This window comes from Kiloniellales bacterium, from assembly GCA_030066685.1.
GTDB lineage: Bacteria > Pseudomonadota > Alphaproteobacteria > Kiloniellales > JAKSBE01 > JAKSBE01.
On sequence record JASJBF010000029.1, the window covers coordinates 22,303 to 49,080 of the forward strand.

The 26,778-nt window shown below is 66.8% G+C and carries 18 protein-coding genes; 8 read left to right on the plus strand and 10 right to left on the minus strand.

Features of this window, described 5'->3' with window-relative positions; all coding sequences use genetic code 11:
• Window position 1: 1 nt before the first annotated feature.
• The 6 genes from QNJ30_16640 to QNJ30_16665 all read right to left on the minus strand — a co-directional run bounded on the left by QNJ30_16640 (window position 2) and on the right by QNJ30_16665 (window position 7,007).
• Window positions 2-1,207 carry a hypothetical protein gene (locus QNJ30_16640; protein ID MDJ0945098.1) on the minus strand — a complete coding sequence of 402 codons (1,206 nt, stop codon included), beginning with the start codon at window positions 1,205-1,207 and terminating at the stop codon, window positions 2-4.
• Window positions 1,208-1,325: 118 nt separating this feature from the next.
• Window positions 1,326-4,055 (minus strand): YcaO-like family protein, encoded by a 2,730-nt coding sequence (locus QNJ30_16645; protein MDJ0945099.1) that lies wholly within the window; start codon window positions 4,053-4,055, stop codon window positions 1,326-1,328.
• Between the two features lie 163 nt (window positions 4,056-4,218).
• Window positions 4,219-4,680, minus strand: a complete 462-nt coding sequence (gene smpB, locus QNJ30_16650; GenBank protein ID MDJ0945100.1) for an SsrA-binding protein SmpB — start codon at window positions 4,678-4,680, stop codon at window positions 4,219-4,221.
• A gap of 74 nt (window positions 4,681-4,754) precedes the next feature.
• Window positions 4,755-5,363: a LysE family transporter gene (locus QNJ30_16655; protein MDJ0945101.1), complete on the minus strand. Its 609-nt coding sequence runs from the start codon at window positions 5,361-5,363 to the stop codon at window positions 4,755-4,757.
• A gap of 59 nt (window positions 5,364-5,422) precedes the next feature.
• Window positions 5,423-6,310, minus strand: coding sequence for a 4-hydroxy-tetrahydrodipicolinate synthase (gene dapA, locus QNJ30_16660; GenBank protein MDJ0945102.1), 888 nt, complete (start codon window positions 6,308-6,310; stop codon window positions 5,423-5,425).
• 298 nt (window positions 6,311-6,608) lie between these two features.
• Window positions 6,609-7,007, minus strand: coding sequence for a hypothetical protein (locus tag QNJ30_16665; protein MDJ0945103.1), 399 nt, complete (start codon window positions 7,005-7,007; stop codon window positions 6,609-6,611).
• Between the two features lie 616 nt (window positions 7,008-7,623).
• On the opposite strand from QNJ30_16665, the gene QNJ30_16670 reads away from it, so the two are divergent.
• The 3 genes from QNJ30_16670 to QNJ30_16680 all read left to right on the plus strand — a co-directional run bounded on the left by QNJ30_16670 (window position 7,624) and on the right by QNJ30_16680 (window position 12,795).
• Window positions 7,624-9,372, plus strand: a complete 1,749-nt coding sequence (locus QNJ30_16670) for a multiheme c-type cytochrome (GenBank protein MDJ0945104.1) — start codon at window positions 7,624-7,626, stop codon at window positions 9,370-9,372.
• A 177-nt stretch (window positions 9,373-9,549) separates the two neighbouring features.
• The gene (locus tag QNJ30_16675; protein MDJ0945105.1) at window positions 9,550-11,523 is read left to right on the plus strand and encodes a hypothetical protein; all 1,974 of its coding nucleotides are present in this window, start codon (window positions 9,550-9,552) and stop codon (window positions 11,521-11,523) included.
• 282 nt (window positions 11,524-11,805) lie between these two features.
• Window positions 11,806-12,795, plus strand: a complete 990-nt coding sequence (locus tag QNJ30_16680; GenBank protein MDJ0945106.1) for an OmpA family protein — start codon at window positions 11,806-11,808, stop codon at window positions 12,793-12,795.
• A gap of 49 nt (window positions 12,796-12,844) precedes the next feature.
• Here the strand turns inward: QNJ30_16680 and QNJ30_16685 are convergent, their stop codons facing one another.
• From QNJ30_16685 to QNJ30_16695, 3 genes are all read right to left on the minus strand, one after another.
• A complete protein-coding gene (locus tag QNJ30_16685; protein ID MDJ0945107.1) occupies window positions 12,845-13,345 on the minus strand; it encodes a DUF6314 family protein in 501 nt (166 codons plus the stop codon).
• Between the two features lie 73 nt (window positions 13,346-13,418).
• The gene (locus QNJ30_16690) at window positions 13,419-13,979 is read right to left on the minus strand and encodes a TonB family protein (protein ID MDJ0945108.1); all 561 of its coding nucleotides are present in this window, start codon (window positions 13,977-13,979) and stop codon (window positions 13,419-13,421) included.
• A gap of 863 nt (window positions 13,980-14,842) precedes the next feature.
• Window positions 14,843-20,914 carry a toxin TcdB middle/N-terminal domain-containing protein gene (locus tag QNJ30_16695; protein ID MDJ0945109.1) on the minus strand — a complete coding sequence of 2,024 codons (6,072 nt, stop codon included), beginning with the start codon at window positions 20,912-20,914 and terminating at the stop codon, window positions 14,843-14,845.
• Window positions 20,915-21,142: 228 nt separating this feature from the next.
• Here QNJ30_16695 and QNJ30_16700 point away from each other — a divergent pair, with 228 nt between their 5' ends.
• Both QNJ30_16700 and QNJ30_16705 read left to right on the plus strand, forming a co-directional pair.
• Window positions 21,143-22,108, plus strand: a complete 966-nt coding sequence (locus tag QNJ30_16700) for a LysR family transcriptional regulator (protein ID MDJ0945110.1) — start codon at window positions 21,143-21,145, stop codon at window positions 22,106-22,108.
• Window positions 22,109-22,344: 236 nt separating this feature from the next.
• The gene (locus tag QNJ30_16705) at window positions 22,345-23,334 is read left to right on the plus strand and encodes a LysR family transcriptional regulator (GenBank protein ID MDJ0945111.1); all 990 of its coding nucleotides are present in this window, start codon (window positions 22,345-22,347) and stop codon (window positions 23,332-23,334) included.
• 76 nt (window positions 23,335-23,410) lie between these two features.
• Here the strand turns inward: QNJ30_16705 and QNJ30_16710 are convergent, their stop codons facing one another.
• The gene (locus tag QNJ30_16710; protein MDJ0945112.1) at window positions 23,411-23,869 is read right to left on the minus strand and encodes a hypothetical protein; all 459 of its coding nucleotides are present in this window, start codon (window positions 23,867-23,869) and stop codon (window positions 23,411-23,413) included.
• Window positions 23,870-24,134: 265 nt separating this feature from the next.
• Here QNJ30_16710 and QNJ30_16715 point away from each other — a divergent pair, with 265 nt between their 5' ends.
• The 3 genes from QNJ30_16715 to QNJ30_16725 are packed head-to-tail and all read left to right on the plus strand — an operon-like array spanning window position 24,135 to window position 26,714.
• Window positions 24,135-24,824, plus strand: a complete 690-nt coding sequence (locus QNJ30_16715) for a haloacid dehalogenase type II (GenBank protein ID MDJ0945113.1) — start codon at window positions 24,135-24,137, stop codon at window positions 24,822-24,824.
• A gap of 11 nt (window positions 24,825-24,835) precedes the next feature.
• Window positions 24,836-25,735 (plus strand): alpha/beta hydrolase, encoded by a 900-nt coding sequence (locus QNJ30_16720; GenBank protein ID MDJ0945114.1) that lies wholly within the window; start codon window positions 24,836-24,838, stop codon window positions 25,733-25,735.
• Window positions 25,728-26,714 carry a threonine/serine dehydratase gene (locus QNJ30_16725; GenBank protein MDJ0945115.1) on the plus strand — a complete coding sequence of 329 codons (987 nt, stop codon included), beginning with the start codon at window positions 25,728-25,730 and terminating at the stop codon, window positions 26,712-26,714. Before QNJ30_16720 ends, QNJ30_16725 begins: the two co-directional genes overlap by 8 nt.
• The last annotated feature ends 64 nt before the right edge of the window (window positions 26,715-26,778 follow it).

The following is a 26,778-nucleotide window of genomic DNA, read 5'->3' on the forward strand; positions in this document are numbered from 1 at the left end:
GTCAGCGGCCTTGCCGGGCCAAGCGCCAGCGTTCGCGGTAGGAAAGCCGGGGACGCGCGGGTTGGTCTTCGGGCGTCAAGGTTCGGGCCGAGAAGGCATGGCTGCGCCCGTCCGGCGGGGCGAGGCGTGGACCGACGGTGACGGCGTCGATCTCGCGCCAGCCGAAATTCTTCTTGATGATCCGCCCGTAGCGGCCGCCGCTGAGCTTGCGATCGACGTCGAGCAGCAGCGTGCCGACGTCGATGTAGTTCAGGTGGTGCGGCGGCAGACGGCCCCAGGTCCTGGCCAGGGCCACGCCCAGATAGTCGCGCGCATCCAGCAGGGCCCGGCGAAATCCCGCAGGGTTCTCCGCATAGGCCTCGTCGAAATACGACTGGATCAGATCTGCGCCTTCGGGGTGACGTTCCAGCCGGTCCGCCAGGTCCTCGACCTCTCCGCTGATCAGCTCCCGATCCAGGAGTTCTTCGTGGAAGACGTCGACGAAGATGTCGAACATCGCCCCGGTCAGGGGTTCCGAAAGGTCGTGCTCGTCCGACCAGCCTTCGGCGAAGGCGGAGAGCTTCACCGCGTTGCTGGCCAGGCGGATCTGGTCGTTCTGCGACAGCTCGCCGAAGCGATTGAGCCGATTGTAGGTGTAGAGATTGCCCCGGCTGTTCTCCAGCAGCCCGTCGACCAGAGAGTCGAAGTGCAGGACCGACAGGAGCGCGACCAGATCGGCCGCGGACTCGTGGAATCCATAGTACTCGCCCACCTCGGTGTCGGGGTAGGGAATCCCGATCGCGGCGTAGATGATCAGGTGGCCGACTTCATGGGCGATGATGTCGAAGTTCGAGCTGAAGGGCTGCAGCTTTCCGTCCTCGCCGAGATCCGCCCCGAGCTCCAGGAAGCCGAAGCCCGCCTGGGCGTTGTCGAAGTGCGGGAAGAGAGAGATCTCGAGCCGGTCGTGGTCGCGCCCGAAGTGCCACTCGACGGGACGGCCAAAGTAACCCTCCCATACATCGAGAACGAAGCGTACGGCACCGAAGGCGTGCGCCGCCTCGAACTGTGGCGTGCCGGGTTCGAGGTGATCAAAATGCCCCTGTTGGCTCGGCTCGGCCGGCGGCTGTGTCTGGCCGTTCCACGGCGGGAGGTAAAGGCGGACGTCGCCCCGGGCGCCTTGATGAAAGCCGTAAGGCCGCGGCTTGCCCACGGGATCGACGACGAACATCCGGTCATCGGAGGGTCCGGGTCCAAGGCTCCGGGCCGGGGAGGACACCCAGACCGTCTCGGGCTCGCCCCCGGGATCCAGGAAGGGGGCCTGAGGGAAAAGCCTGAACCTGGTGCCCTCAGTTCTTAAGTCTCGGATGTCGCGCCACATCGCCGACTAGGTCTTCCACCGGCTCGCCGCTCGCATCGGGATTCCGCCCCCCAGTTCCGCCCCCTCCGGCATGGCGCCAATATAGGTAGTCTCGGGTTATCAGGCGATAGAATTCATCGAGACTGCCCAGCCCGAGTCCCTCCACGAAGCCGGACAGGTCTTCGGGAACGGGCCCCTCGACCCGCGTGCCGAAGTACCAGCGCAGCAGCGCCGGCACCCGCTTCTCCCTATCGATGACCGAATCGTCGAGGAGGCTGCCCGAGAAGACGTCCTCGGGCCGCGGATCCTCGTAGCCGAGTTGCTGGACCAGATCGCGCTTCTCACGGGCGCGCTGCGCCAGCGCGGCATAGCGCCCGGTCAGGCGAAGCTGGTTCAGCATCTCCGCTTCGAGCCCCGGCCAGGACGAAAGGCTCAAGCCTTTTCGCTTGCCTTCCTCCGCCATCAGGCGGTCGAACGCCGACGGCGAGAGGTCGTTCTCCTGGCACCAGCGCTGAACGTCGCTGAGCTTGAAAAGCCTGCGCGCCCGGCGAAAGGCCTCGAAGGCGTCCTTCCGCGGGTCACCCGCCCCCGAGTCGGCTTTGCGCTCGGCCTCGCGCAGCGCGAGAAGGCGAAGCGCGGCCGCGTCCCGCAGGGCCCCGTAGTCCGCCGGCTCCAGGCGCGCTTCGTCCAGAAGCCAGGGTGCAAGCTCGGCGTCGACCGGGGATCGGCCAGCCAGCATTGCCTCGTCGAGAGCGCTGAGCCAGAGCTCCGAGCTTTCAAGCTCGAACTTGGGCTCGAAGGGCGGCGGGTCGCCTGCGAGGAAGCGGGCCATCTCGCCCAGCATCTCGAGGGCGTCGTCGCGCTTGAGATCGACCTTCGCCTGCCGCCGCCAGCAGTCGAGCGCCGCGATCTCCTCTTCGGGAAGCCCGCGCGCACGTCCTTCGGCCAAGAGCCCGTCCCAGCTGCGGTCCTGATAAAAGCTGGCCTTGGCGATCGAGGTCAGGAGCGCGGCGGCCTCCGCGCCGAGAATCCCCTCTTCGGCCGCCCTGCGAATCGCCTCGCGGAGGCAGATCATGGCCTCGCTCAGCGGCCGGAAGCCCATCTCAGGCGGGCCGTGCAGAACCGCGACCTCGTCGTCGTCCTCCAGCGCCCCGTCCCGGAAGGCCTCGAAGATCCGGCCGACGCCGCGCATCCCGAAGCCGTATAGCTCGGAAGCCCGGAGCGCGCCCATGCTGCCCGCACCGAAGACATGGATGCCCTGCTGCATCGCCCAGAGGATTTCCTTGTGCCAGGGGGCCGGCGTTCCATCGAAAAAGCCGTCGACGATGCCGATCGCTCTGGGCTTCGCCTGTGCGATCCAGAGCACGTCGCCTTGGCGCGCGGGGGGCAGGGCGGTCATCGCGAAACGGTCCTCGATCTCGGACGCGTTCAAGCTCGGACCGGCGAAGACGTAGGCCTCGGAGCGATCCGGGACTCCGCGGCGCAGCGGCCGCGGCGCGGCCTCCTCCTCTGCCGCCTCCTCCGTCCCGCAGCGCAATCCGGGGACGACGACCCGCACGACGGGCAGGCCGACCTCCGGCTTGGTCAGATCCACGACGGCGACTTCCTTCAACCCGACCGCTTCGAGCGATTCGAGGATGTGAGCGATGTCCTCCTCGAAGCTCGGCGCGTCATGGCTCGGCACCTTGGAGAAATCCCGCGCTGCCGGGCCTTCCGCGATCAGCCCGAGCGCCAATTCGGACCTTCGGCGTCGGCGTTCGCTCTCGAACTCGGCGGGTGACATGTCGTCGCGCGCGGCGGCAATGTAGGTTGCGCGCACCTGAGCCGCCTCGGTCAGCGCCCGGATCAGGGCGGTGCCCCGGTCCGGATGGCATCCGGCCCCCCGGGCGGAATGGAAGACCTCGCCCCTGGCATCGGCGATCAGGCATTCGAAGGCGGCAATTCCGATCTCCGTGGTTGTGTCCCAGACGGCGAAGGAGATCTCGGCTCGCCTGAAGGTCTCGAGCAGCGCCTTGCAGTCCTCCTGGTCGATGCTCGCCGGGTCGATCCGCCGGCCAATGCGCGCCCGGCGCCCCAGCAGCGACCACGCAGCAGTCGCCTCGCGTTCGATCACCTCGCACAGGCCGTGGCAGACCGCTTCCGCCATGTCGTTGCCGCTTGCCAAGCCGTTGGTGGTCGCCAGAAAGGTGCCGGCCCCCGGCGGGCGCTGCCGCGTGTAGTCCGCGGACACGAGCTCGTAGGGCACACAGACCCCGGCTGCCGAAAAGAGCTCCTGCCCTTCGACCCAGAGCAGCTTGCGGCCCCGGTCGAGGCGGCTGCCTTGCGGACGTGGCAAGGTCTCCAGATCGATCACCCTGCGCCGGGCGGCCAGATCTCTCGGGCTGGCGAAGACGACCGGGTTGTCGACCCGCTCGGCATGGTGCAGCTCGATCGCCTCCATCACACCCGAAGCCTTCGCGGCGGCCAGGGACAGCCCCTTCCCCTGCGAGACCGAAACCGAGCGGGCGTTCGGGCGGACCACCATGACGACCGGAACGCCGATCCGGTCGAGCCCGGTGACGTTGGCGACCCGTGTGATTCCCATGCCGGGCAAAAAGGGAGCGGCGCGCGCCAGGGTCTCATCCGGCGCCAGCGAGCGGTGCGTGCCCTGCAGGAAGCGCTTCGGGGTCCTGGACCCGAGATCCAGGAAAACGGCAGCCGCGCTATCGCTGTCCGACACCCTGCGCCCCGCTACGCATCCAGTTTGAGCCCCCACGCTTGACCTGCGGCCTTCTGCGATGGCCGCGCTCTGCGCGCCCGAGCCGAACCCGCCAAGAGGAGGACTTTAGCCCGCAGGGCGCAAACGGCAACTGCGTGGAAATCCGTTCAGGATCAGGCCGGGCCTAGCCCTTGTCCCGCAGCAGGCGCGCCTTCTCGCGCTCCCAGTCACGGCGCTTCTCGGTTTCGCGCTTGTCGGCCTTTTTCTTGCCGCGGGCGATGCCGAGCTCGCACTTGGCGAAGCCGCGGTCGTTGAAATAGATCTTCAGCGGCACCAGGGTGACCCCCTCGCGCTGGATCTGGCCGATCAGCCGGGCGATCTCCCGCCGCTTGAGCAAGAGCTTGCGCGGCCGCTTGGGCTCGTGGCCCTCGCGGGCGGCCGGCGCGTACTCCGAGAAATGCGCGTTGATCAGCCAGATCTCGCCCTCCCGCTCGCGGGCGTAGGCCTCCTTGATCGAGACCTTGCCGGCGCGCAGGGCCTTGACCTCCGAGCCCGTCAGCATCAGGCCAGCCTCGATTGAGCTCTCGATGAGGTAGTCATGACGGGCACGGCGGTTCTGCGCCGCGATCCTGAGGGGCTCTGACATGTCGCGCTATCCACTTGGGGCGCTTTTACTAGCGGGAGAGGCCGGGGAAGTCACGTCCCGCGTCGCTCACCCTATCACTCCGCAAGGGCCGGCAGATCCGAGGAGAAGGCGGCCAAGGCAACCACGGCAAGCATCGCCAGGGCCATGGCGAGGTTGATCCGGCGGGCCGCGGCATGGCTCAGGGCCAGGCGCTTCAGGCTGGTCCCGGCGTAGAGCCAGATCAGGTGGATCGGCGTGGCGATGGCGGTGTAGACCACGACCTTGCCGGCGATTTCCAGCAGCGGGCTCTCCGGATGGAAGGCGAAGCCGCTGAACAAGGTGGTCATGACCGCATAGGCCTTGGGGTTGATCACCGAGAGCGTGGCGCCATTGAGAAAGCCGAGGGGCCGATCGGCCTCCATGATCCCGACCCGGGCGCCCGCCGTCGCGACCCGAAAGGCGACGTAGAGCAGGTAGGCCAGCGAGGCGGCCAGCAGGACACCGCGCAGCAGGGGATAGGCAAAGACCACCGCCGCCAGCCCGGTCACCACCGCCGCCATGACCAGCAGCGATCCGAAGACCACGCCCCACATGTAGGACAGCCCGGCCCGGAAGCCGAAGGCCGCCCCGGCGCCGGCCGTGGTCAGCACCCCGGGCCCAGGCGTGATCAGCAGGAAGAAGACGGCGAGCGCGAAGGTCAGCATGGCGCCGAGGGGCCGGCCGCGCGCCGCCGCCCTGCGTCGTTCCGATCTGCCGCCGGTGCCTAGTTCAAGAGGCCGGCGTGGACCATGGCCTCGCGGACCTTGGCCTGCGCCGCCTCGCTCGCCGGGACCAGCGGCAGGCGCACCCGGCCGTCGCCGTGGCCGAGCAGCGAGGCCGCGTACTTGACCGGGGCCGGGCTGGTCTCGCAGAACAGCGCCCGGTGCAGCGGCATCAGGCGGTCGTCGAGCTCGCGCACCGTCGCGACGTCGCCGGCCCGCCAGGCCTCCTGCAGCTGGGCGCAGAGCCGCGGCGCCGCGTTGGCGGTGACCGAGATGCAGCCGTGGCCGCCGAGCGAGAGGTAGGGCACGGCGGTCGGGTCCTCGCCCGAAAGGTAGGTGAAGTCCTCGCCGATCAGCCGGCGCAGGTCGGCCATGTAGACCAGGTCCGCCGTGGCGTCCTTGATGCCGACGAGATGCGGCAGCTTTGCCAGGCGCGCGACCGTTTCCGGCTCGGCCCGGACCGAGGTCCGCGCCGGCACGTTGTAGAGGATGATCGGGATCTCGACCGCGTCGTGGATCGCCTTGTAGTGGGCGTAGAGGCCGTCCTGGCTCGGCTTGTTGTAGTAGGGCGTCACGACCAGGACCGCGTCGGCCCCGGCCTCCTTGGCGTGGCGGGTCAGGTCGATGGCCTCGGCCGTGGAGTTGGAGCCCGTGCCTGCGATGACCGGCACCTTGCCCTTGGCGACCTCGACGCAGAGCTGGACGACGCGTTTGTCCTCTTCGTGGGAGAGGGTCGGAGACTCACCCGTGGTGCCGCAGGGCACGACGGCATGGCTGCCCTCGTCGATCTGCCACTGAACAAAGTCCTGGAAGGCCGTCTCGTCCACCGCGCCGTTGGCGAAGGGGGTGATGAGCGCGGGGATCGAGCCCGTGAACATGGGGCCAGACATGGCTGCCTCGTCTGCCGGGGTTGAAGCTCAAAGGGCCCGGTCGGCGGTCGTCCCTCCTCACCGGACCCAGGAGAGGCAGAATACCGGGGCGACCGGGGCGTCACAAGGGCGCTCAGCGGCACGTCGAAGCCGACCGAACAGGCGCTCAGGGGAAGTAAGACAGCTCAGGCCGCCGGATAAAGCGGAAGTCGGCGCGGCGACACCGAGGGAATTATCCTAATCTCGCTCTTTCGAGACCTCATCCCGCGCCCAGCCCAGCACCCAGTTGGAAGCGCTGCGAGGGACACGACAGGGAGCTTCAGGCCTGGCCGGCGTGATCGGCTTCGGAGCTCGTCTGGGAACAGAGCAGCTGCAGCGCGGTCGCGATGACGAAGGCGAGGACGTAGAAGAAGGCGATCCCCACGGTGTAGATGACATACCAGGCCTGGAGGAACTGCGCCTTGAGGATGTCCGCGGACGCCAGCAGGTCGAAGACCAGCATCACGCCGAAGAACCAGGTTAGGAGAAAGAGGAAGTTGCGCCAGATATCCGAGATTTGCGCGACGAAGAGGTAGACGCCCAGAATCGCGAGGGCCAGGACCAGGCCGTAGGCGGCCTGGACGAGCGGTCCGCCGACGCTCCAGGCCAAGCTGACCCCGAGACCGACCGCAAAGAACGCCGCGCAGGTGAGAATTCTGCAAAGCCGGTTGTTCGTCATCTGGGCGCCTCTCAGAGGTTCAAGACGAGCGTGGGAAAGCCGGCTCGGTCGACCCTCCCCGTTAATCTTCGTGACCAAGATCTTCGACGATTTTGTGGCAAGCGCCTGCGCCGCGGGACGCGAGGCCCGCAACCTCCGATCCCCTCCTTCCCTCGAGCTCGGTGGGACTGACGGAAAAGTGATTGCTCTCCATCCAAGCCCTGCCGGTCGACTCAGGCGTGACCACAGGACACACACAGAATTGTCCCAGCCTGCGTCCGGCCCACCGGCGTTCCGTTTGTCTACGAACGGCCGTTTTTTAACGTTTCTTAACCATTGGAAGCGGCGGCGGCGCTGCCTTCCGCCGTCGGCCCGCGTTCCGACTGACACAGGGGCACCACAGGTTTAGCGATGGAATGTTGCACCCATGTCACGTCCAGGTGAGCAAGGTTAAGTCATTCCTATTTCAGCGCGAATCGGCGCTCGAGGCGGTTCGCCAATGAGATTTTCGACCACGCGTCACAGGCCGACGCGAACTCGGGAGGAAACCATGAAGGTATTACCTCAGGGTCCAGCTGTTTGCTCGCGGGGGCAAACGGCGCCAACTCCTTGGCACTTAGCCGCCACGCTATCGTTCGTGTTCATCCTCGCAGGCGCGTCGACAATCGACCAGGTCCGGGCGGAAGCCACTCCGGCCGACGAGAAGACCGAAGCCGCGGCCGAGGCCCAGGACGGCGGCGAAGCGCATACCGATCTCTACGACGAGACGCTCTATCCGACCGCCGCCCAGTGCGGCGAGTGCCACGAGCAGATCTATTACGAGTGGTCGTCGTCGCAGCACGCCTACGCCTCGATCTCGCCGATGTTCCACAAGTTCGAGCAGAAGTTCCAGGACCTGACCCAGGGCACGGTCGGCTCCTTCTGCGTCCGCTGCCACGCCCAGGTCGGCACGCAGCTCGGCGAGCCGCGCGACATGCCGCTGTGGGAGCGCTCCCAGGTCTCGCGCGAAGGCGTGACCTGCATCACCTGCCACCGGGTGAACCAGGAGTACGGCAAGGTCAACGGCGAGCGCCGCATCGTCCCCGGCAAGATCTACGAGCCGATCTACGGCAGCGGCGAAAAGAGCATGATCAACGAGGTCATCGAGAACAAGGAGACCTACACCGTCGCGACCAAGGAAGGCGAGCGCGGCAACGAGATCCACGGCGGGATGGTGAAGTTCGAGCAGATCAGCAAGTCCGAGTTCTGCGTCAGCTGCCACCAGGTCGCGGTCAACCTCGGCATCAAGCTCGAGATCGTCTGGGAACAGTATCGCGACAGCCCGGCCCGCGAAGCCGGCATCACCTGCCAGGACTGCCATATGGGCAAGGAGCCCGGCAAGCCGAGCGGCTACGCCACCGCGCCCTCGGCCATCGTCGGCGGCCGTGAGATCAACCCAGGCCGCAAGCACGCCGACCACCGCTTCATCGGCCCGGGCTATTCGATCGCCCATCCCGGAATCTTCCCGCACAACAAGAACGCGCAGGTCTGGACCGTCAGGGACTGGATGCAATTCGATTGGCGGGCCGGCTGGGGCTCGGTCGAGTTCGAGGACAATCTCGCCGACGGCCTGATCGAAGTCGATTTTCCCGAGGTCTGGGCCGATCCGGCCGATCGTGAGGAAGCCTGGATCGTGATCGAAGAGAACTTCGAGAAGCTGGCCGAGCGGCGCAAACTGCGGCACCAGGTCATGGAGAACGGCAGCCACGTCGACGGGCCCTTCTTCGAAAGCGACCCGGAGGTCGGCGAGGACCTGGAGTTCTCCTACAACATCAAGAACCTGAACTCCGGCCACAACCTGCCGTCCGGCTCCCTGGGCGCCCAGCCGCAGATCTGGGTCAACGTCGCCCTGATCGACCCCGACGGAAAGAACATCTGGGAATCGGGCTACGTCGACAAGAACGGTGACATGGCCGACCTGCACAGCCTGGAGGTTGCGGCCGGCAACATTCCGACCGATCAGCAGCTGGTGAATTTCCAGACCAAGTTCATCACCACCAACGTCAAGGGCACCGACCGCGAGATGTACCTGCCGGTGAACTTTGACGTCGACCCGCTGCCGCACCTGAGGCCGCCGCAGGTCCCGACCAGCGTCCTCAACCATCCGCCGCTGGTACGCATGGAGAACCACTCCCTTCCGCCGCTCGGCGAGGAGACCGCCGCCTACGACGTCCCCGGCGATCTGATCAAGAAGCCCGGCAAGTACCGCCTCGCCTTCCGCATGCGGAGCCGGGCCGAGCCGATCTACTTCATGCGCTTCGTCGAGGCGACCAAGGAGATGGAGCAGCGGATGAATGAGAACATGATGGACTTCCACGTCTACTCCGTGGAGTTCGACGTGAAGTAGGCATGCCGCAAGGCCCAGGGCCGGCGGACCCGCGACGCGAACCCACCCGTGTCGGGGTCCGCCCGCCCGGGGGCCTGCCAATCCCAAGAAAGAAAACCGAGGCCCGGACTGCAAGGATTGCAGGGGCCATTGACCAAGGGGAACGACACCCCCGTGAAAAGGGAGGGACGAGGGCACATGCGCTACAGGACTGCGAGCGCCACCGCCTTGGCCACCATTGCACTCGCCGCCGGCGGCTTCATGGCCCCGGCCGTCGGCGCCGAACCGCAGAGCGGCGACAAGGTCACCCTGCGGATCGCCGCCTCGGGAAGCGGCAACCTGGACCTCTGGTCGAAGCTTCCGGGCGGCCAATCGGCCGCCGCCCGGGCCCGGGACGCCAGCGACGAGAGCGGGGCCGGCAGCGAGGACACGGCCGCCTACCGCGGCGTCCTGCCGACCGAACCGGCGTCCCCGGCAGCACCCCGGGAGCGGAGCACCGAGACCGCGGATCCCGCAAGGGCAGAGCCTGAGGTAGACGATGAGCCGGGATTCTTCGCCCGAGCCAGAGCGCTGGTCACCGGCTACTTCTCTTCCGAGCCCGAGTTCGACGGCGATGACCGGCAAAGCTATCGCGCCAAGCTGCCCACGGCCGAAGCCGATGGCCAAGCGCCGCAGCGCCGCGGCCCGGCCGACTTCGAACGACAGTACGCGGCAGCCGGCGGCGCGGTCAGCGGTGAGGCCGGCGAAGCCTTCAAGGCTTCGCCGGGCGTCAAGCGCCTGGACGACGCGGACGAGCACGGCTTTGGCGACGACCCTGCGTACAACAAGGAGTACAACGCCGACGGCCAGGTCGACATCTACGGCGGCAAGACCGAGGTCGACCCGCCGCGACCGCCGATCGAACTCGGCCGCAAGCAGTACACCGAGGGCGAGTACGACGAGAGCAGCACGATCTTCGGGGTCAAGAACCCGCTGATCCCCGGCCTCGCAGTCTATGGCGACTCCCGTACGGCCGTCGCCTACAACAACAACAAGGGCGACCACCTGTCCCAGGTCGCGACGCGGCTCAACATCGACATCGACTTCAAGATCACCGGCACCGAGCGGATCCACGCCTTCTTCCAGCCGATCCAGGACGGCGGCCAGTTCACCCGCTACGAGTTCGCCGGCGAGGGCGCGGACAAGAGCCTCAACAAGGAATTCGACTACGAGCCGCAGAGCCTGTTCTTCGAGGGCGACATCGGCGCCATGTGGGCCGGCATCACCAACGAGTACCAGGATTTCGACCTTCCGATCACCGTCGGCCTTTACCCGCTGTTCCTGCAGAACGGCATCTGGGCCGACGACTTCATCGGCGGCGCGGCGATCTCGATCCCGGCGCAGAACTCGCCCGCGCTGGGCATCTCGAACTTCGACGTCACCTTCTTCGGCGCCATCAACGACGTCACCAACCCCGGCGTCCTCAACGACGATGGCAAGCTGGAGGGCAACGACGTAAACGTCTACGGCGTGACCGCCTTCCTCGACGCCCTGGACGGCTACTGGGAGCTCGGCTACGGGGCCCTGCACGGCTACAACGACCGGGAGGGCCTGCTGGCCCACTTCCTGACCGCGGCCTACTCCCGGCGCTACGCCAACACGCTGTCCAACTCGACCCGGGTGTTCTGGAACTTCACCAACATCGGGGGCCTGAAGCTCGGCGGCGACAACAACGACCAGAACGTCGACGGCTTCGCGATCATCTCCGAGAACAGCCTGATTTCGGGCCTGCCGAGCACCCTGGTCCCCTACGCCAACTTCTTCTTCGGCCGCAACACGCCGCAGCCGCTGGTCGAGGACGAGGGCATCCTGAAGAACGTCGGCATCAACTTCGAGACCGACGCGCTGACCGGCTTCCCCAAGCTGGACGACACCGGCTCCAACACCTGGGGCGGCGCGCTCGGCCTGCAGTACCTTTTCGACCTGGACCAGCAGATCGTCTTCGAGGTCGCCATGGTGCAGCCCTTCGACGACCCCGTCGTCGGCGCCGAGGATCCGCAGTACGGCTTCGGGATCCGCTACCAGATCCCGATCACCCGGGCCTGGCTGATCCGCGCCGACGCCACCTACCAGATCCTGCGGGACGAGGCCGACAACAAGGGCATCCGCTTCGAGGTGCGCCGCAAGTTCTGAGGCCGGCAGACCGGCGCGGAGCGCCGACAAGGTTCGGAGGCAAAGACGAAAAAGGAACGGAAAGACACGATCACCGAAGAAATGGACGTTCGCTCCCCCCAAAAACCTCGCGTTCGTCCTGGAAGCGCGCGCCGCCCCCCCTCGGCGCGCGTTTTCTTTATTTCGCCGGACTTGCGCGCTCTGTGTCTTTTCTGCGACCCGACGCGCGCGCTGGCCACCGGCCGCCGCGTCCCTGCTATGATCAATGGCATAGGCGGCGCTTTCGAGAAGAGGAACATCACCGTGCGGAAATACAGCCTCATCTACACCCTGGCCGTCGCCCCCCTTCTGGCCGCATCCCTGGCCCTGGCCGATTCCATCTTGCCCTTCACCACTTATCAGGAGGTCGACAAGATCACCCCCTCGGACGGCTCCTTCAGCCAGGAGCTGGCGGCCGACTACAAGGCCTTCACCCTCTACGAGGCCGAGGAGATGAACGACTGGCTCGACGCCGAGGTCTTCGCCCAGAAGGCCCTGCGGGCGAACGAGGGCCAGGCCGTGCAGCCCGAGGACCCGGCGGACTGGAACATCGCCGAGGTCCACCGCCCGACCCTGGCCGCAGCGCGCGGCAAGCTGGTCACCGCGCTCGACGGCGGCGGCCGCGACAAGGCGCCGGAGCTGGCCGCCGAGGCCCAGGCCAAGTACGACTGCTGGGTCGAACAGCAGGAGGAAGGCCACCAGGCGGACCACATCGCCGCCTGCCGCGGCGAGTTCGAGGCGGCCCTGGCCAAGCTGGAAGCCGCCATGGCGCCGAAGGCGGTCGCCGCCCCCGCCGCGACCCCGGCCCCGGCACCGCCGGCGCCCGAGAAGACCGTCGCCGCCGGGCCGAAGTTCACCGTCGGCGAGGAAATCGCCCGCACCGTGATCTACTTCGGCTGGAACCAGGCGGCGATCACCACCGAGTCCCAGGCCCGGATCGACGCCCTGGTCGAGCAGATGGGCGACATGCGCGACATCATCCTTTTCGTCGAGGGCCACGCCGACCGCTCCGGGCCGGCGGACTACAACGTCAAGCTCTCCGAGACCCGGGCCCAGACGGTGCGCGCCGAGCTGGTCCGCCAGGGCATGAACGTCGGCGAGATCGACAAGCTGGAGCTGGAGGCCAGGGGCGAGGACAACCCCGCGGTGCGGACCCCGGACGGCGTCCGCGAGGCGGCCAACCGCCGGGTCGAGATCGTGGTCCGCGGCCTGGTCACCAAGGCGATCCCGACGACCGCAGCGACGACCCAGTAGGGGCTTCGCCCCCTGCGCAGGGCCGGGGCGGCTGCCGGAGCCGCTCCGGTCAGCCGCCGCGCCGGTACCAGGTGGTGATGCGGTAGGCCTTGCGCGGCCCCCGGACGCGGTGGCGGAGGACGAAGCGGCCGTCCGGCAGGAAGGCGTAGCGCGTCAGGTAGAGGTCCGCGGCGCAGAGGTGCCGGGCCCGGCCGCGCCGCCAGCCCCGCCGGTCGGCGGTCAAGGCGATCTCGTGGAAGAGCCGCGGCGGCATCTCGGCGAAGTAGACCGCGAAGCCGTCGGGCCGCGGCCGGTAGAGGTAGCACCGCTCGGCCGCGACCGTGACGCCGTTCGCCAGGCGCAGTTCCCCCGCCTCCCGGTAGGCCAGGCCGCCCGCTCCGTCCGGCGCGAAGACCGCCGAGCCCTCCAGCCCGCCGCCGGGCTCGATGCGCCGGGCGATCTCCCAGCGGCCGGCCAGGCGATCGAAGACCGCGCCCGGCCCGCCCCAGGCCCCCTCCGGCGCCGGCGCCGCGGCCCGGCGTTCCCGCCTCACGGTTTCCTCGACACCCATGCGCTTCTGCTTAGCCGGCCGAACGCGACCCTGTCCAGCGGCGCAGAAGCGCCGGCGCCGCGCGGCGCCAGGCTCAGCGGCCGGAGGTGGTATTGACGCCGACGGTGATGGACAGGACGATCAATGTCACAAGGGTGAGGAAGATGGCGGCGCCGATCAGCAGGTTCTCCTCCGGCGTGTCGACCACGTTGGGCTCCTCGTAGAAGGTGACGTAGGCCTCCTGGCCCTCGAAGTCCGCGGGCTCGCCGCCGACCGTGCCGGGGGCGTAGGCCCAGGCCGAGATCAGGTTCACCGCCGGGCCCTCGAGCCGGAAGTCGCTGGACTCCAGGACCTCGACCTTCTCGACCGCCCCGGTCGCGCTGACCGCGAAGCGCAGGCGCACCCAGCCGTCCAGGCTCCCCTCGATCGGCGGCTCCTCGAGCTCCTGCTGCCGGTAGACCGGCTGCGGCGGCGCGCGCTCCGCCGCGGTCTCCTCCGCCGCGACCTCGCTTTCGGCCGCAGCGGCCCCCGCGGCGGGGTCGTCGAGCGCCAGGGGATCCAGGCTCACCCGGTAGTTGGTGCAGCCGGCCAGCGCCAAGGCGAGGCAGACCAGCAGACAGAGTCCCCGGTTCAGGCGCGTCCTGACCTGCAGCATCGACCGGGCCTCCCTCCACCCAAGGACCGCCTCCGTTCGATGGTCTACCTTAGCAGAGACCGCGCCGCGACGCCCCGCCGGTCACAGAAGGCACACCCGCGCCGCAGAAATGCTCTCGGGAGGTTTGGATTGGGAAGATCCGAAAGCACAATAGCAATGGCCGCCCGCTAGGCGCCAAGCGCTTCGTCTAGCGCCTGGAGCGCCGCCTCGGCCGGCCCCTCCTGCCTCGGAAGCCGGACGTAAGCCGAAGGAGGAGGATCGAGGATAGCGAAACAAGTATACCGTGGAGCTGTAGATAAAGTCGCAGAACAAAACCGGTGCCGCAACAATCGAATCGGTTGCAAGACCAGCTTGACTCTTAGTTGCGCAGCGAGGCTGGCTTGCGAATCAATCCTGCGCCTCGAGCGCTTCGAAACAGTTTTTTAACACCCAAACTGTCTCCTGAATTCCAAAATGTTTATCGAGCTCTCGTCTCCGGAAGCTCGAAATTAGAGTGCGTTGCCACAGAGAATTCAGCGCAGTCTTCACTCCAAAGTGTCAGGCGAAATCGATAGCTATATGGGGCTCCACTCTCGTCTTCCATAATTCTGGAAGCTTCATATCTGAAGATGTAGCCGAAGTCGTCGCTACGAGTGATCCTTTCGCTCTCCAGCACGGCACCTAGAAGGATAGCAAGCTCATGTCTTTCTTTGTTCAAGCAATCCAGTCTAGCAAGATCGCTTTCATCAAGCTCCTGTTCATCTTGGTTCGGCACAACTGGTGGTGACTGCATATTTGCAAACTCCATGCCGTCAGGATGGTACCATGTTGGGGCGAGCACAACAGCTATTGCTGTGCATAGGGAATGAAGAAACATGCGATTTTCATGGCCTGTTTTTTGGGGGAAGCTCACCTATAGGGTCCGTAAATGGAGGTACATAAACCGGTCTCTGCCCTTTCGAATGATGTACGGATCCCCCGCCATTTCGAGACTTCTCTGGAGGGAAAGAAGTCCACATCTCGCGGATCGCCGGTGTGGTTTGCGTCAGATCCTCATTGTTATAGCACATCTTTAGTGTCAGCCGGCATTCCCTATAGAGGAAATTTGCTTCGTCCACGTAACCCTTATCGAACAATCGTTCTCCATTCATTACACACACGTAGAATCCGGCCTCGCAGGCATGCTGGCCACCGCGTGGATCTTTAGCTAGCTGTGTCCTATCAACCACGTGGTCGGAATAAAGATCCTGCGCTCTGGTTCCCGACAACTCGTGGTCAGGATAGTTCTGCTGATCGGAAAGCACGCCTGTTGGCGGCTCGTTTGACGCTTGCGCGAGCTGCAAGCCGCTGCTCGTTTTGCTGAACCCGCCGCTCGCCATCTGGGTCTGACGAGGGGATCGGCGATTGCCGCTGCTTTCAGCTTCTTCTTTGAATGCCGATTGCGAAGCGAAGGCGGCGCCGTGGGCCGCGGCGGCGAGGACTTTGAAGCCAATTTCTCCGCCCCCGCCCTGGCTTCCGCCCATCCCGGCGGAGAGGCCTTCGGAGAATTGCCCGAGGGCGTCACCAATGGCGTAGGCGGTTCCAGCGGCCATAAGGGTGTCCATGAGCCCCCCGCCGGCCCGCAGCGTCACAAGCCCAGCGAAGAAGGCCGCCCCCCAGGGCCCAAAATAGCTGGCAAGAGCCATTCCGATCATCTGGCCGATGGAGTTGGTCAGGAAGAAGTCCCGGATACCGAAGGGATCGGGCAGGGAGAAGAAGGCCTCGGCCGCCGACTTCACGGCGTCGTCGACCGCGTTGAAGGCCTTGGAGATGGCCTTGCCCGCGTTCTTGAAGAACTTCTTGATCTTCTTGAAGAAGAAACCCGAGGGGTCGGTGTAGCTGAGCGGGTTGTTGCCGACGTAGCTGTAGCGGTTGAAGGCCTGGGTCGCGGTCGGGTCCGGCACGAAGGGATCGGCCGAGAGGAAGCGGCCCAACGTCGGGTCGTAGACCCTTCCGTTCATGTGGATCAGGCCGACGGAGTCCAGGTGCTCGTGGGCGGTGAAGCCGCGCGGGGTCTCGGCGTCGGGGCTGGCCGGGTCGCCGGCGGTCCAATCGGCCAGCCTGCGCTTGCCGTGAGAATCGAAGGAGAGGCGCTCCACGACGGCGCCGGTCTCGCCGGTGATGGACTCGATCGAGCCCAAGTGGTCGCGGTGCAGGTAGCGCGCCTTGTTGGTGGCCGGCAGGTCGTCGTCGAAGACGGTGTGGATCGCGACGGTGCCGCCAGCCGTGATGTAGTGCACCAGCTCGTCGGGGCTGCCGAAGCGGGTGCGGCGCTCGTAGGCGCCGAGGTAGACCACCTCGCGGCTGACGCCGCCCTCGACGATGTGCTGCTTGATACGCGCCCGGTCGGGGCCGTAGGTGAAGCCGGCCTCGTCGCCGGTCGCGATCTCCCGGATGAGGGTCGGCTTGTTGAAGGAGGCGTAGGTGATATCGCGGCCTGCGCCCGAGATCATGTTGCCGTTGTCGTCGTAGCCGTAGGTCTCGCCGCCCGCCGCGGTCACCGCGTGGGGACGTGCGCTGTCGTAAGTGTAGCTGCCGACGTCGGACTTGGTCTGGATGTTGCCGAGGCTGTCGTAGGTGTAGGCCGTGGTCGCCAGGGTGCCGCCGCCCGCGCTGGTGTCGACCAGGCTGGTGGAGGTCAGGCGGTTGAGGCCGTCGTAGAGGAAGTCCTCTTGCCGGCTCTGGCGCAGGTCGGCGCGCTGCCTGAGATTGCCGAGCAGATCGAAGTCATAGGTCAGGTCCTGGATCACGGATCCGGCCAGGTCGGTCACGATGCCGTCGATCAGGCCGGTCCTGGGATCGAAGGCGCGCGCGGTGGTCACGCCGTTGCCCAGGGTCTCGAGCGTCACCTGGCCCTCGGCGTTGACGGCATCGGCCTCCCAGAAGACCGTGGGACCGCCGTCCTCGGACACCGAGGCCAGATAGCCCCTCGTGTTGTAGGTGTTCCGCACCGCGAATCCGGAGGGATAGGTCTGGGTCTCGACCCGGCCGGCGGCGTCGTAGGTCACGCTCGAGGTGTAGTTCACTCCGTCGATGGTGGTGGTGGTGGCGCTGGGCCGGCCGAGCCCGTCGTAGCTCTGGGTCTCGAGGTAGCCATCGGGTGCCGTCACGGAGTGCAGCTTCCCGATGCCTTTAGCCGCGCTGTCGTAGAACCACTCGGTGGTGCCCTCGGGCTCGACCCGCCGTTCCAGGCGGCCCAGGGTGTCGTAGAAGAGCTCGACGCTCTGGGTCTTGGCGTCGGTCTGGGAGATCAGCTCGCTCAGGACGTTGTAGTCGTAGGTCCAGAAACCCATGTCCGGGTCGTCCATGGAGGTCTTACGGCCCCGGATGTCGTAGGCCATGGCCGTGACCACGCCGCCGGCGTTGGTCTCCAAGAGATTGCCGAAGGGGTCGTAGGCATAGGTGATCGCGGTGCCCAGGTTATCGGTCGCCTCGACCAGATCGCCGATGGCGTTGCTCCGCCGGGTCTCGACCTGGTCGAGCGCGTTGGTCGAGGTCGTGGTCAGGCCGGCGTAGTCGGTGCTGGTGAGGCCGCCGTCGGGCTGGGTCACGGTCAAGGTCCTGCCGATCACGTCGTAGGTGCTGAGGACCTTCTGCTTGTCGGCCTCGGCCGTGCCCTCGAAGTAGGGCCGGGTGACGGCGACGACCTCGCCGCGCGCGTTGAACTCGGTGTCGCCCAGGACCTTGGTGCCGTCGAAGCCCTCGGTCTCGCCGCGGAAGCCGCGGTTGAGGGCGTCGAAGTATTCGGCAGACCGCGGACCGATCGGCGTCTGGGAGGCGCTGTTCAGGTCCTGGCGGACCACGGCGTAGACGCCGCCGGCGGGGCACTGGGTGACGCAGAGGTCATAGGAAACCACAGTCTCGGTGCCGTCGGCGCGCGCCTCGCGGATCATGCGGCCGAAGCCGTCGAAGTCCCAGGAGGTGGTGATCCCGTTGGGGCCGGTCAGGCTGGTCACCGTCCCGAATCGGGCGTCGAAGTCGCGGTCTTCCGCATGGCCCAGGTCGTTGGTCACCTTGATCGCGAATCGGCCGTCGGTTGAGAACTCGGTGGTGGTCGTCCGGGTCGTGATGTCGGCGCCGCTGACCGTCTCGGTGATCAGGTTGCCGAAGGCGTCGTGGCCGTAGTCGGTGGTGAGCGTGAAAGCGGCCAGGTCGGGCTCGATCACCTCCTGGATCAGGAGGCCGCTGGCCGCGTCGTAGTCGAAGGCCGTGACCCGGGTCGCCGAGGTCAGGTCCGGCAGCTCGTTCGTGACCGTGGAGCGGGCCAGGCGGCCGAGGAGCCAGTTCACCGTGTCGTTGGCATAGCTGTTGTCGGAGGTGGTGACGAAGGTCTCCCCGCCCCCGGTGGTGCTGGCGGTGATCGAGGTCGGGTTGCCGAAGTCGTCGTAGAGCGTGGTCGAGGTGGTCGTGGTGACCGGCAGGTTGCCGGGGCCATCGTTGATCTCGAAGGCCTCGGCCTGGGACTGCGAGACGAAGGGGAAGTGGGTCAGGCCGCCGTTGAGCGTCCGCTCGTCCCAGGTGTCGGCCAGGCGCTTGACCATCGTGCCGTCGGCGAGCCGCGTCTCGGTCGTGGCCACCCGTCCGATGAAGGGGAAGTCCTGGAGGTAGTCGGTAACCGTCTCGATGCCGGTCTGCTGGTCGACCGCTGCCATGCGCGCGAAGCCGAGGAAGCCGCGGCCCTGGAGATGACCCCGTGCGCCCTCGTAGGAGTAGGTCGTCTGCGCCTGCCCGCCCAGCCCGTCGTCGGCGGCCACCTCCTTGACCACGTAGAGTGGCCCCTGCAGGTCGATCTCCGGAAAGACCGCGCCCGTGCCCTTGGTGTAGACGCCGTCGTCGGTCAGCGGCGCGTAGTCGATCGTCGTGACCTGCCCGAGGGAGTCGGTGATGGTGACAAGCAGTTCGACGGCGCCGGTGTTGAGGCGGGCGCCGCTAGCGCTGCCGCTTTTCCAAACGAAATCGACCAGGCCATCGCCGTTCACGTCGTGAATGCGGGTCCGGGTCCTGTCTGTCTTGGTCGGCGGAATGTAGGCGGATTCGCTGTCCCAGCCGTTGCCGGTATTGAGGAAGGCGTACCTCGGATCCGTACCATTTTGCTGTTGGTTTATGATCAGGTCCGGCAGGCCGTCACCGTTCATGTCCTCGACACGCGTGCCGGCCTTGCTCGTCGCCAAGTCGGGAATGTAGGGAGCGGTGATCCACCCGGTCCCGGTATTGAGCTTGACCGCCCGCGGGTCTGAGCCGCTCTCCTGGAACCAGTAGAAATAGTCCAGCAGTCCATCGCCGTTCACGTCGACGATGTGGGTGCCGGGGTAGTTTGTGGCCCAGACGTTGTACTCCGAAGCGACCTCCCATCCGCTGCCGGTGTTGAGGCGGGTGCCGTAGGTATCGCTGCCCCCGGTATTCCGGAACCAGTAGGTGAAATCGGCCAGGCCGTCGCCATTCAGATCCTGGATGCGGGCAGTGATACCGGAGGTGCCGTAAGGGGGCGCGTACTCGGGCGCGTCGTCCCATCCGGCTCCGTTGTTAATACGCGCGCCCGATGAGCTGCCTTCCTTCCAAAGAAGGTCCGGCAAGCCATCGCCGTTCAGCTCGGCAAAGCGCACGATACTGTTCTTGGTGTTGTGAGGCGGAATGAAGTTCGGGTCGCTCACCCAGCCGTTGCCGGTGTTGATGTGGGCGCCTTCCGAGGTGGAGCCGTCCTTCCAAAGGACGTCGACCAGCCCGTCGCCGTTCACGTCGACGAAGCGCGTCGCGTCGGTCTTCGTGTCGTAGGGCGGAATGTAGTTCGGATCGCTCGACCAACCGTCGCCAGTGTTGATGTGCGCACCTTCCGAAGTGGTGCCATCCTTCCAGACAACGTCGACCAGTCCGTCGCCGTCGACGTCGACAAAGCGCGTTGCATCCTTGCCGGTGTCGTAGGGCGGGATGTAGTTCGAGTTCGAGACCCATCCCGGCGCGGCCTCGGTCCAGCCGAAGGCGGTAGGCTGCAGGCAATCCCCGGCAGCGTCGCATTCGGTGACGGAGAGCAAGCGTGAGCGCCCGGTTCTCGGGCTCTCGTCGTAAGCGAAGCGGTAGTCGTGGACCAGGGCGGCGTCGGTGGAGGTCTGAATGCCGGTCAGGCGGTGCATCATGTTGATGCGCGCGCCGGCCTGGTAGGCGTCGCGCGTGTCGGGCCGGACCTCGTAGAGGAACTGGACCGCGCTCTGCGGCAGGGTGCCTGCCGTCGTGTTGCCGGCGTAGTCGATGCGGTCGAGGCGGCAGGTCTCGTTGGCGGCGTCCTCCAGGTAGGCCAGGGTCATGTAGTTGCCGACGGTGTCCTCGACCCGGTTGAGGGCCCAGAAGCGGGCCTCGTCCCGGCCGGCGACGGGCACTCGGGAATCGGTCGTGCCGCCGTACTCCAGGATCTGACCGGCCTTGGTCTCGACCGTGAAATAGGCCGGGCCGCTGCCGGCCGTGCCGTGGGAGACGACCCGCGAGAAGCTGTCGATCTCGGTCCGGTACTCGGTGCCGTCGGCGCCGTAGGCCCCGCTAACCGCGACCAGGCGCTGGCCGTCCAGGCAGAAGCGGTCCTCGGCGTCGAAGTTGATGCCGCCCTTCACCCCGTCCTGCACCAGGGTCTGGGGACAGCGGTGGATGATCGAAAGGCCGCCCAGGGACCAGCCGATGCCCAGGATGCCGTTGTCGGCGCGGCTGTTGTAGATGAGGGAGAGACCGGGCTCCATTCCGGCCACGCCCGGCGGCACCGCGATCGGCACCGCGTAGCTCGCGGCGCCCGAGGACTCCACCGAGAGCGCCCCGGCGGTGACCCCGGCCACGGTCTCGGCCACGGCGTCACGTTGCGGCGGCCAGAAGGCCGTGGCGGCGAAGAGGAGGACCGCCAGAGTCCTGGCGTAGCTCCTGCGTCGGCCACCGTCCAAGGTAAGCCGGCTTTCTCGTTGAGACCCAGATCCCGCGCGCGATAGAACCGATCCGGACATCCTTACCCCCTTTGCCTCTTCGCCGCCGCAGGATCAGCGGTGTGATCTCGCGGTTGCCGTCGCGGCCCTGGTCACGAAAAACGCAGGAGCCAGTCCAATCGGATCGATGCTACAATCACCGGCTTAGAGTTTCGGGCTAGAATCGCGTATAGGGGGTATACGCCGAAAATGCACACTCGACAGACTTCGGAATCCCTTTCGAGTTGGGACAACTTCCGCGTCTTCCTCGAAATCACCAAAGCTGGCAGCTTCTCCAGCGCCGCCAAGCGGCTTCACTCGACCCAGCCAACCATCAGCCGAAGGATCCAGAGCCTCGAGCAGCGGCTCGGGGTTCGGCTTTTCGACCGCGTGCCCAGCGGTGTCGTTCTCACGGCCGGTGGCGAGAAGGTTCTCGAGACGGTGCGATATGTCGAGGAGTCACTTACAAAGACAGAAAAGCGCGTCCTTGGTGCGGACCAGCGCCTGAAAGGTTCAGTTCGGATCTCACTGACCGATGGCTTGGCAAATTTCTTGCTCATGCCGCGGCTTAGCCACTTCCAGGAGGAGTATCCGAACATCTCATTGGAGTTTCGATGTTCAACGGAGCCTGTCGACGTTCTCAGCATGGAAAGCGACCTGTCCATCCAGTATCGCAAACCGGAGTCGCCGGATCTCGTCGCGGTGAAGCTGGGCACCCTCCACGCCGTGCCTTGGGCCTCTCTTCATTATCTGAAACGCTTCGGCACCCCCTCCACGCCGAAAGAACTCTGCGATCACCGGCTGATGGATCATGAGGTCTATCACCTCCATAGACGCAACTATGACACTTGGCTGGCCTTGCTCGACGCGGCAAGGCAGCCGAGGCACTGGACCAATTCCAGCGTCGCGCTTTTGAACGCGGCGCAGAACGGCGCCGGTGTAACGTTGCTCCCGACCTTTTTGTGTAGTTTTGCCGAGGGTATCGTGCCCCTGGCCCTCGGGCTTCGAACCCGCTGCGGGATTTGGCTGACCTACCACCCTGACATACGACGCACCGCCCGGATCCGTGCGGTGATCGAGTGGATCAAGGGCCTATTTGATCAAGAAAGCTGGCCCTGGTTCCGTGACGAATTCAACCCACCAAAGCTGTCTACGACGGAACGGAGCAGTACATAAGGCCGCCAGAGACATTAACGAGATGCGGTCGATGCACCTCGGCGGCGCCGTCACTCCCCCGCCCCGTCCCGGTTGCTGAGGGCCCAGTCGGCGGCGAAGATGTCGGCGACCCGGGTCAGGCCGACGCGCAGGCGGTGCCGGGCGGCCGCCTTGTCGCCGCGCAGCATCGGATTGATGCTAAATTCGGGGGCTTAGAGTTTTGGGCCTGAATCGCTTAGAGGGGGCATACGCCGAAAATGCACAACCGCCAGAGTTCAGACTCCCTCTCCAATTGGGATGACTATCGCGTCTTTCTGGAGGTCGCCAAGGCCGGCAGCTTCTCCAGCGCGGCCAAGCGGCTTCACTCGACTCAACCGACCATCAGTCGAAGAATTGAGAACCTTGAGCAGCGTCTCGGGGTCCGGCTCTTCAACCGCCTGCCGAGCGGTATCGTTCCCACGCCCGAAGGAGAGACGGTCCTTGAGACGGCACAACACGTCTGGGAGTCTCTCGTCGAGACTCAGAGGATCGCAATCGGCTCGGACCAGCGCCTGGAAGGTTTGGTGCGGGTCTCACTGACCGACGGGCTGGCGTCCTTCTGGTTGTCGCCGCGGATCGGCCGGCTCCATGAGGCTTACCCAGGTCTCTCGGTCGAGTTTCGCTGCTCGATGGAACCCGCCGATATCCTTAATCTGGAGAGCGATCTGAGCATTTGCTTTCGGCGGCCTCGCGCTCAAGATCTCATAGCCGTCAGGCTGGGCACCTTACACGCCGTGCCATGGGCTTCTACGGGGTACCTGGACCGCTTTGGTGCCCCCAGCACGCCCGATGAACTCTGTCATCATCGGCTGCTGTATCACGAGTTCTATCGCTACTCTAAACCCGACTGCGACGCTTGGCTGGCCCTCCTGGACAAAGCGCCGCAGGGTCGATACTTGACCAATTCAAGCACCTCGCTGTTGAGCGCTGCCCAGAACAGCGTTGGAATCGCGCTGCTGCCGACCTACTTCTGCGAGTTCGCCGATGGTATCCTGCCGTTAGATCTGGGACTGAGGACCCGGTCCAGCATCTGGCTTGCCTATCACCCCGACATCAGGCGCTGTGCGCGGATCCGTGCGGTGACGGAATGGATCAAGGGCTTGTTCGACCACGACGCCTGGCCTTGGTTCCGCAACGACTTTCATCCGCCGAAGGTCTCCAGGCAGGAGCCCTACATGTATCAGAAAGTATCCGGTGTCTTGCCATAGCCGAAGGCCAAAGGTCCGATCCCTGCGCCCCAACCGGAAGGCGCTTAGAAGGCCCCAAGGCGTGTAGGCCCCGCCCTCACTCCGCCGTCCCGTCCCGGTTGCTGAGGGTCCAGTCGGCGGCGAAGATGTCGGCGAGCTGGGTCAGGCTGACGCGCAGGCGGTGCTGGGCGGCGGCTTTGTCGCCGCGCAGCAGGCGGTAGGGGCCGCGCCAGCCGACGTGGGTCAGGTCGACGAACCAGACGCAGGTCTGCCCGCCTTCCATGGCATAGCCCAGGACGTAGAGGTAGAGGGCGTTGGGCCCGTCGCCGGCACCGTTGACGGTCAGGCCGTGGCCCTGCAGGCGGTCCGCGACCAGGGCCTTGGTCTCCTCCGGTCGCGGCCAGCAGCCGTCCGAGACCCGGCCCTCGACCACCAGGGAGACCGTCCGCAGCCCCGCCAGGGCCGGGGAGTAGCGCGCCTCGGGTTCCGCCGCGGCCCCGCCGGCGACCAGGACCAAGAGCGCGGCGGCGCCCAACGCCATGCGACTTGCCTTCATGCCAGGTACCTTCCCGTTTCGCCTTTGACCATTAGGCCCTGCCTCACGCCGTGCCGGCTGTGCGTCCGCTCACAGGGCATGGCGCGGTTACCCGGGCCGGGAGCCCGCCCCCGCCGTCCCGGACAACCGCGAGACCCGCCCGGATCCTACCCGACGCGGAGCAACCGGATCACCGAAATATGGCGAAACCGGTGACGGGGGCCGCTTGACGGCGGGCGGGGGGCGCCGCACCTTAGGCGCCGGTTGCACGACGGAGATTTCGCCCATGGCCCATCCGGCCTTCGAGGACATCGGCGCCTGCGTCTTCGACGCCTACGGCACCCTCTTCGACGTCCACTCGGCGGCACGGCGCGCCGGCGACGCCCTGGGCGACAAGGCGGCCGGGGTCTCTGCGGTCTGGCGCGACAAGCAGCTGCAGTACACCTGGCTGCGCTCGCTGATGGGCGCCCACGCCGACTTCTGGCAGGTCACCGGCGAGGCCCTGGACATCGCCCTGGCCGCCCACGGCATCGAGGACGACGCCCTGCGGGCGCGCCTGATGGAGCTCTACCTCTCGCTGGAGGCCTACCCCGACGTCGTGCCGGCGCTGAGCAAGCTGCGGGCCGGCGGCAAGCAGACCGCAATCCTGTCCAACGGCTCGCCCGACATGCTGGGCGCCGCGGTCCGATCCGCCGGCCTGGACCGGATCCTGGACGCCTCGCTTTCCATCGAGGAGGTCGGCATCTACAAGCCCGACGCCCGGGTCTACCAGCTGGCGGTCGACCGCTTGGCGGTCGAGGCCGGGCGAATCTGCTTCGTCTCGACCAATTGCTGGGACGCCCACGGCGCCGCCAACTTCGGTTTCACCGTGGCCTGGATGAACCGCTTCGGCCAGCAGGACGAACGGCTGCCGGGGACGCCGGCCGCCGTCATGCAGGGCCTGGACGAGCTGCCCGGCCTGCTGGGCCTAGACTAGGATCCCGCGCCTTGCCGGACAGCAGCGCCACCGAGGCCCGGGCGGCAAACTACCGCGAGGGCTTTCTCGGCAGCCACGACGGGCTGAGGCTCTATTACCAGGACTACGGCGATCCCTTGTCGCCCGGGACGCCGGTGCTCTGCCTCGCCGGGCTGACCCGCAACACGGGCGACTTCGCCCGCCTGGCCCCGCGGCTCGCCGCGCAGCGACGGGTGGTGACCCTGGACTACCGCGGCCGCGGCCGCTCCGACTACGATCCGGACTGGCGGCACTACAGCCCCCAGGCCTGCGTCTGGGACGTGGTCCAGGCCAGCTTCGCCCTGGGCCTGCACCACTTCGTCGTGATCGGGACCTCCTACGGCGGTCTGCTGGGCATGGGCCTGGCGGTCTTCCTGCCCTCCGCCCTGGCCGGCCTGGTGATGAACGACACCGGCCCGGACCTCAATGACGAGGGCATCGAGCGGATCATGTCCTATGTCGGCCGCGACAACCCGCAGCCGGACTGGGAGGCGGCGGCCCGGAACATCCGCGAGACCTTCCCCCACCTGCGCCTGCGGACCCAGGAGGACTGGGACCGGATGATCCGCGGCACCTTCAGGGAGGGCGCCGACGGCAGGCTGCATCACGACTGGGACCCGAAGATCGCAAAGGCCATCCTGGAGAGCCCGGAGGCCCAGGACCTCTGGCCCTACTTCCGGGCGCTCCGGGCCCTACCCCTTCTGGTGATCCGCGGCGCCGAGTCCGACGTCCTGGACGCCGCGGGGCTGGAGCGCATGGCAAGCATCAAGCCCGACCTGGTCCGGCTCACGGTCGAGGGCGTCGGCCACACCCCCAGCCTCGAGGAGCCGGAGTGCCGCGCGGCCATCGACGACTTCCTGGCCGGGATCGACCGGAGCCTGGGCCATGGATAGCTTCAACCTGCCGGGCCTGGCCGAGATCGAGGCGGCCGCCCGGCGAATCGCCGGCAAGGCGGTGGTCACCCCCTTGCTGGAGAGCCCGGCGCTCAACGCCCGCCTGGGCGGCCGGATCCTGCTGAAACCGGAGACCCTCCAGCGGACCGGCTCCTTCAAGTTCCGTGGCGCCTACAACAAGCTGAGCCAGCTCGACGAGACGCAGCGAAAGGCCGGCGTGGTCGCCTATTCCTCGGGCAACCACGCCCAGGGCGTGGCCGCGGCGGCACAGCTTCTGGGCGCGCCCGCAACCATCGTCATGCCGAGCGACGCGCCCGGGATCAAGGTCGCCAACACCAAGGGCTACGGCGCCGAGGTGGTGCCCTACGCGCGCGCATCGGAGGACCGCAAGGCCATCGCCGAGGCGATCGCAACGGAGCGCGGCGCGACCCTCGTGCCGCCCTACGACGACCCCGACATCATTGCCGGCCAGGGCACCTGCGGCCTGGAGATCTGCCAGCAGGCGGAAGCGCTCGGCGCCAGCCTGGATGCCATCCTGGTCTGCTGCGGCGGTGGCGGCCTGACCGCCGGGGTCGGCACCGCGGCCCGGGCCCTTTCGCCGGAGACCGAGGTCTACACCGTCGAGCCGGCCGGCTGGGACGACACCGCCCGCTCTCTGGCCGCCGGCCGGCGCCTGGCCAACCAGGACCCGCCCGCCAGCCTCTGCGATGCGCTGCTCGCGATGCAGCCGGGTGCCTTGACTTTCGACGTCATCCGCCGGGTCGCGGCCGGCGGCTTCGCGGTGACCGAAGACGAGGTCGCCGAGGCGGTCCGCTACGCCTTCCAGACCCTGAAGCTGGTCGTCGAGCCGGGCGGCGCGGTGACCTTGGCGGCGCTGCTGACCGGCCGCTACGACGTCCGCGACCGCTGCGTCGCCGTCACACTGTCCGGCGGCAACATCGACCCGGCGCTCATGGCCCGCCTGCTCGCCGAGCGCTGAGCTCCGGCCCCGAAAAAGACCGACGGCCGGGTCCCGGGGACCCGGCCGTCGCAGCGTCTTGCGC

Coding starts and splice junctions, on each gene's coding strand:
- QNJ30_16705 (MDJ0945111.1), top strand. CDS start 22,345: ATGCACAACCGCCAGAGTTCAGACTCCCTCTCCAATTGGGATGACTAT.
- QNJ30_16640 (MDJ0945098.1), bottom strand. CDS start 1,207: ATGTTCGTCGTCGATCCCGTGGGCAAGCCGCGGCCTTACGGCTTTCAT.
- QNJ30_16675 (MDJ0945105.1), top strand. CDS start 9,550: ATGCGCTACAGGACTGCGAGCGCCACCGCCTTGGCCACCATTGCACTC.
- dapA (MDJ0945102.1), bottom strand. CDS start 6,310: ATGTCTGGCCCCATGTTCACGGGCTCGATCCCCGCGCTCATCACCCCC.
- QNJ30_16715 (MDJ0945113.1), top strand. CDS start 24,135: ATGGCCCATCCGGCCTTCGAGGACATCGGCGCCTGCGTCTTCGACGCC.
- QNJ30_16665 (MDJ0945103.1), bottom strand. CDS start 7,007: ATGACGAACAACCGGCTTTGCAGAATTCTCACCTGCGCGGCGTTCTTT.
- QNJ30_16685 (MDJ0945107.1), bottom strand. CDS start 13,345: ATGGGTGTCGAGGAAACCGTGAGGCGGGAACGCCGGGCCGCGGCGCCG.
- QNJ30_16725 (MDJ0945115.1), top strand. CDS start 25,728: ATGGATAGCTTCAACCTGCCGGGCCTGGCCGAGATCGAGGCGGCCGCC.
- QNJ30_16690 (MDJ0945108.1), bottom strand. CDS start 13,979: ATGCTGCAGGTCAGGACGCGCCTGAACCGGGGACTCTGTCTGCTGGTC.
- QNJ30_16710 (MDJ0945112.1), bottom strand. CDS start 23,869: ATGAAGGCAAGTCGCATGGCGTTGGGCGCCGCCGCGCTCTTGGTCCTG.
- QNJ30_16700 (MDJ0945110.1), top strand. CDS start 21,143: ATGCACACTCGACAGACTTCGGAATCCCTTTCGAGTTGGGACAACTTC.
- QNJ30_16655 (MDJ0945101.1), bottom strand. CDS start 5,363: ATGCTGACCTTCGCGCTCGCCGTCTTCTTCCTGCTGATCACGCCTGGG.
- smpB (MDJ0945100.1), bottom strand. CDS start 4,680: ATGTCAGAGCCCCTCAGGATCGCGGCGCAGAACCGCCGTGCCCGTCAT.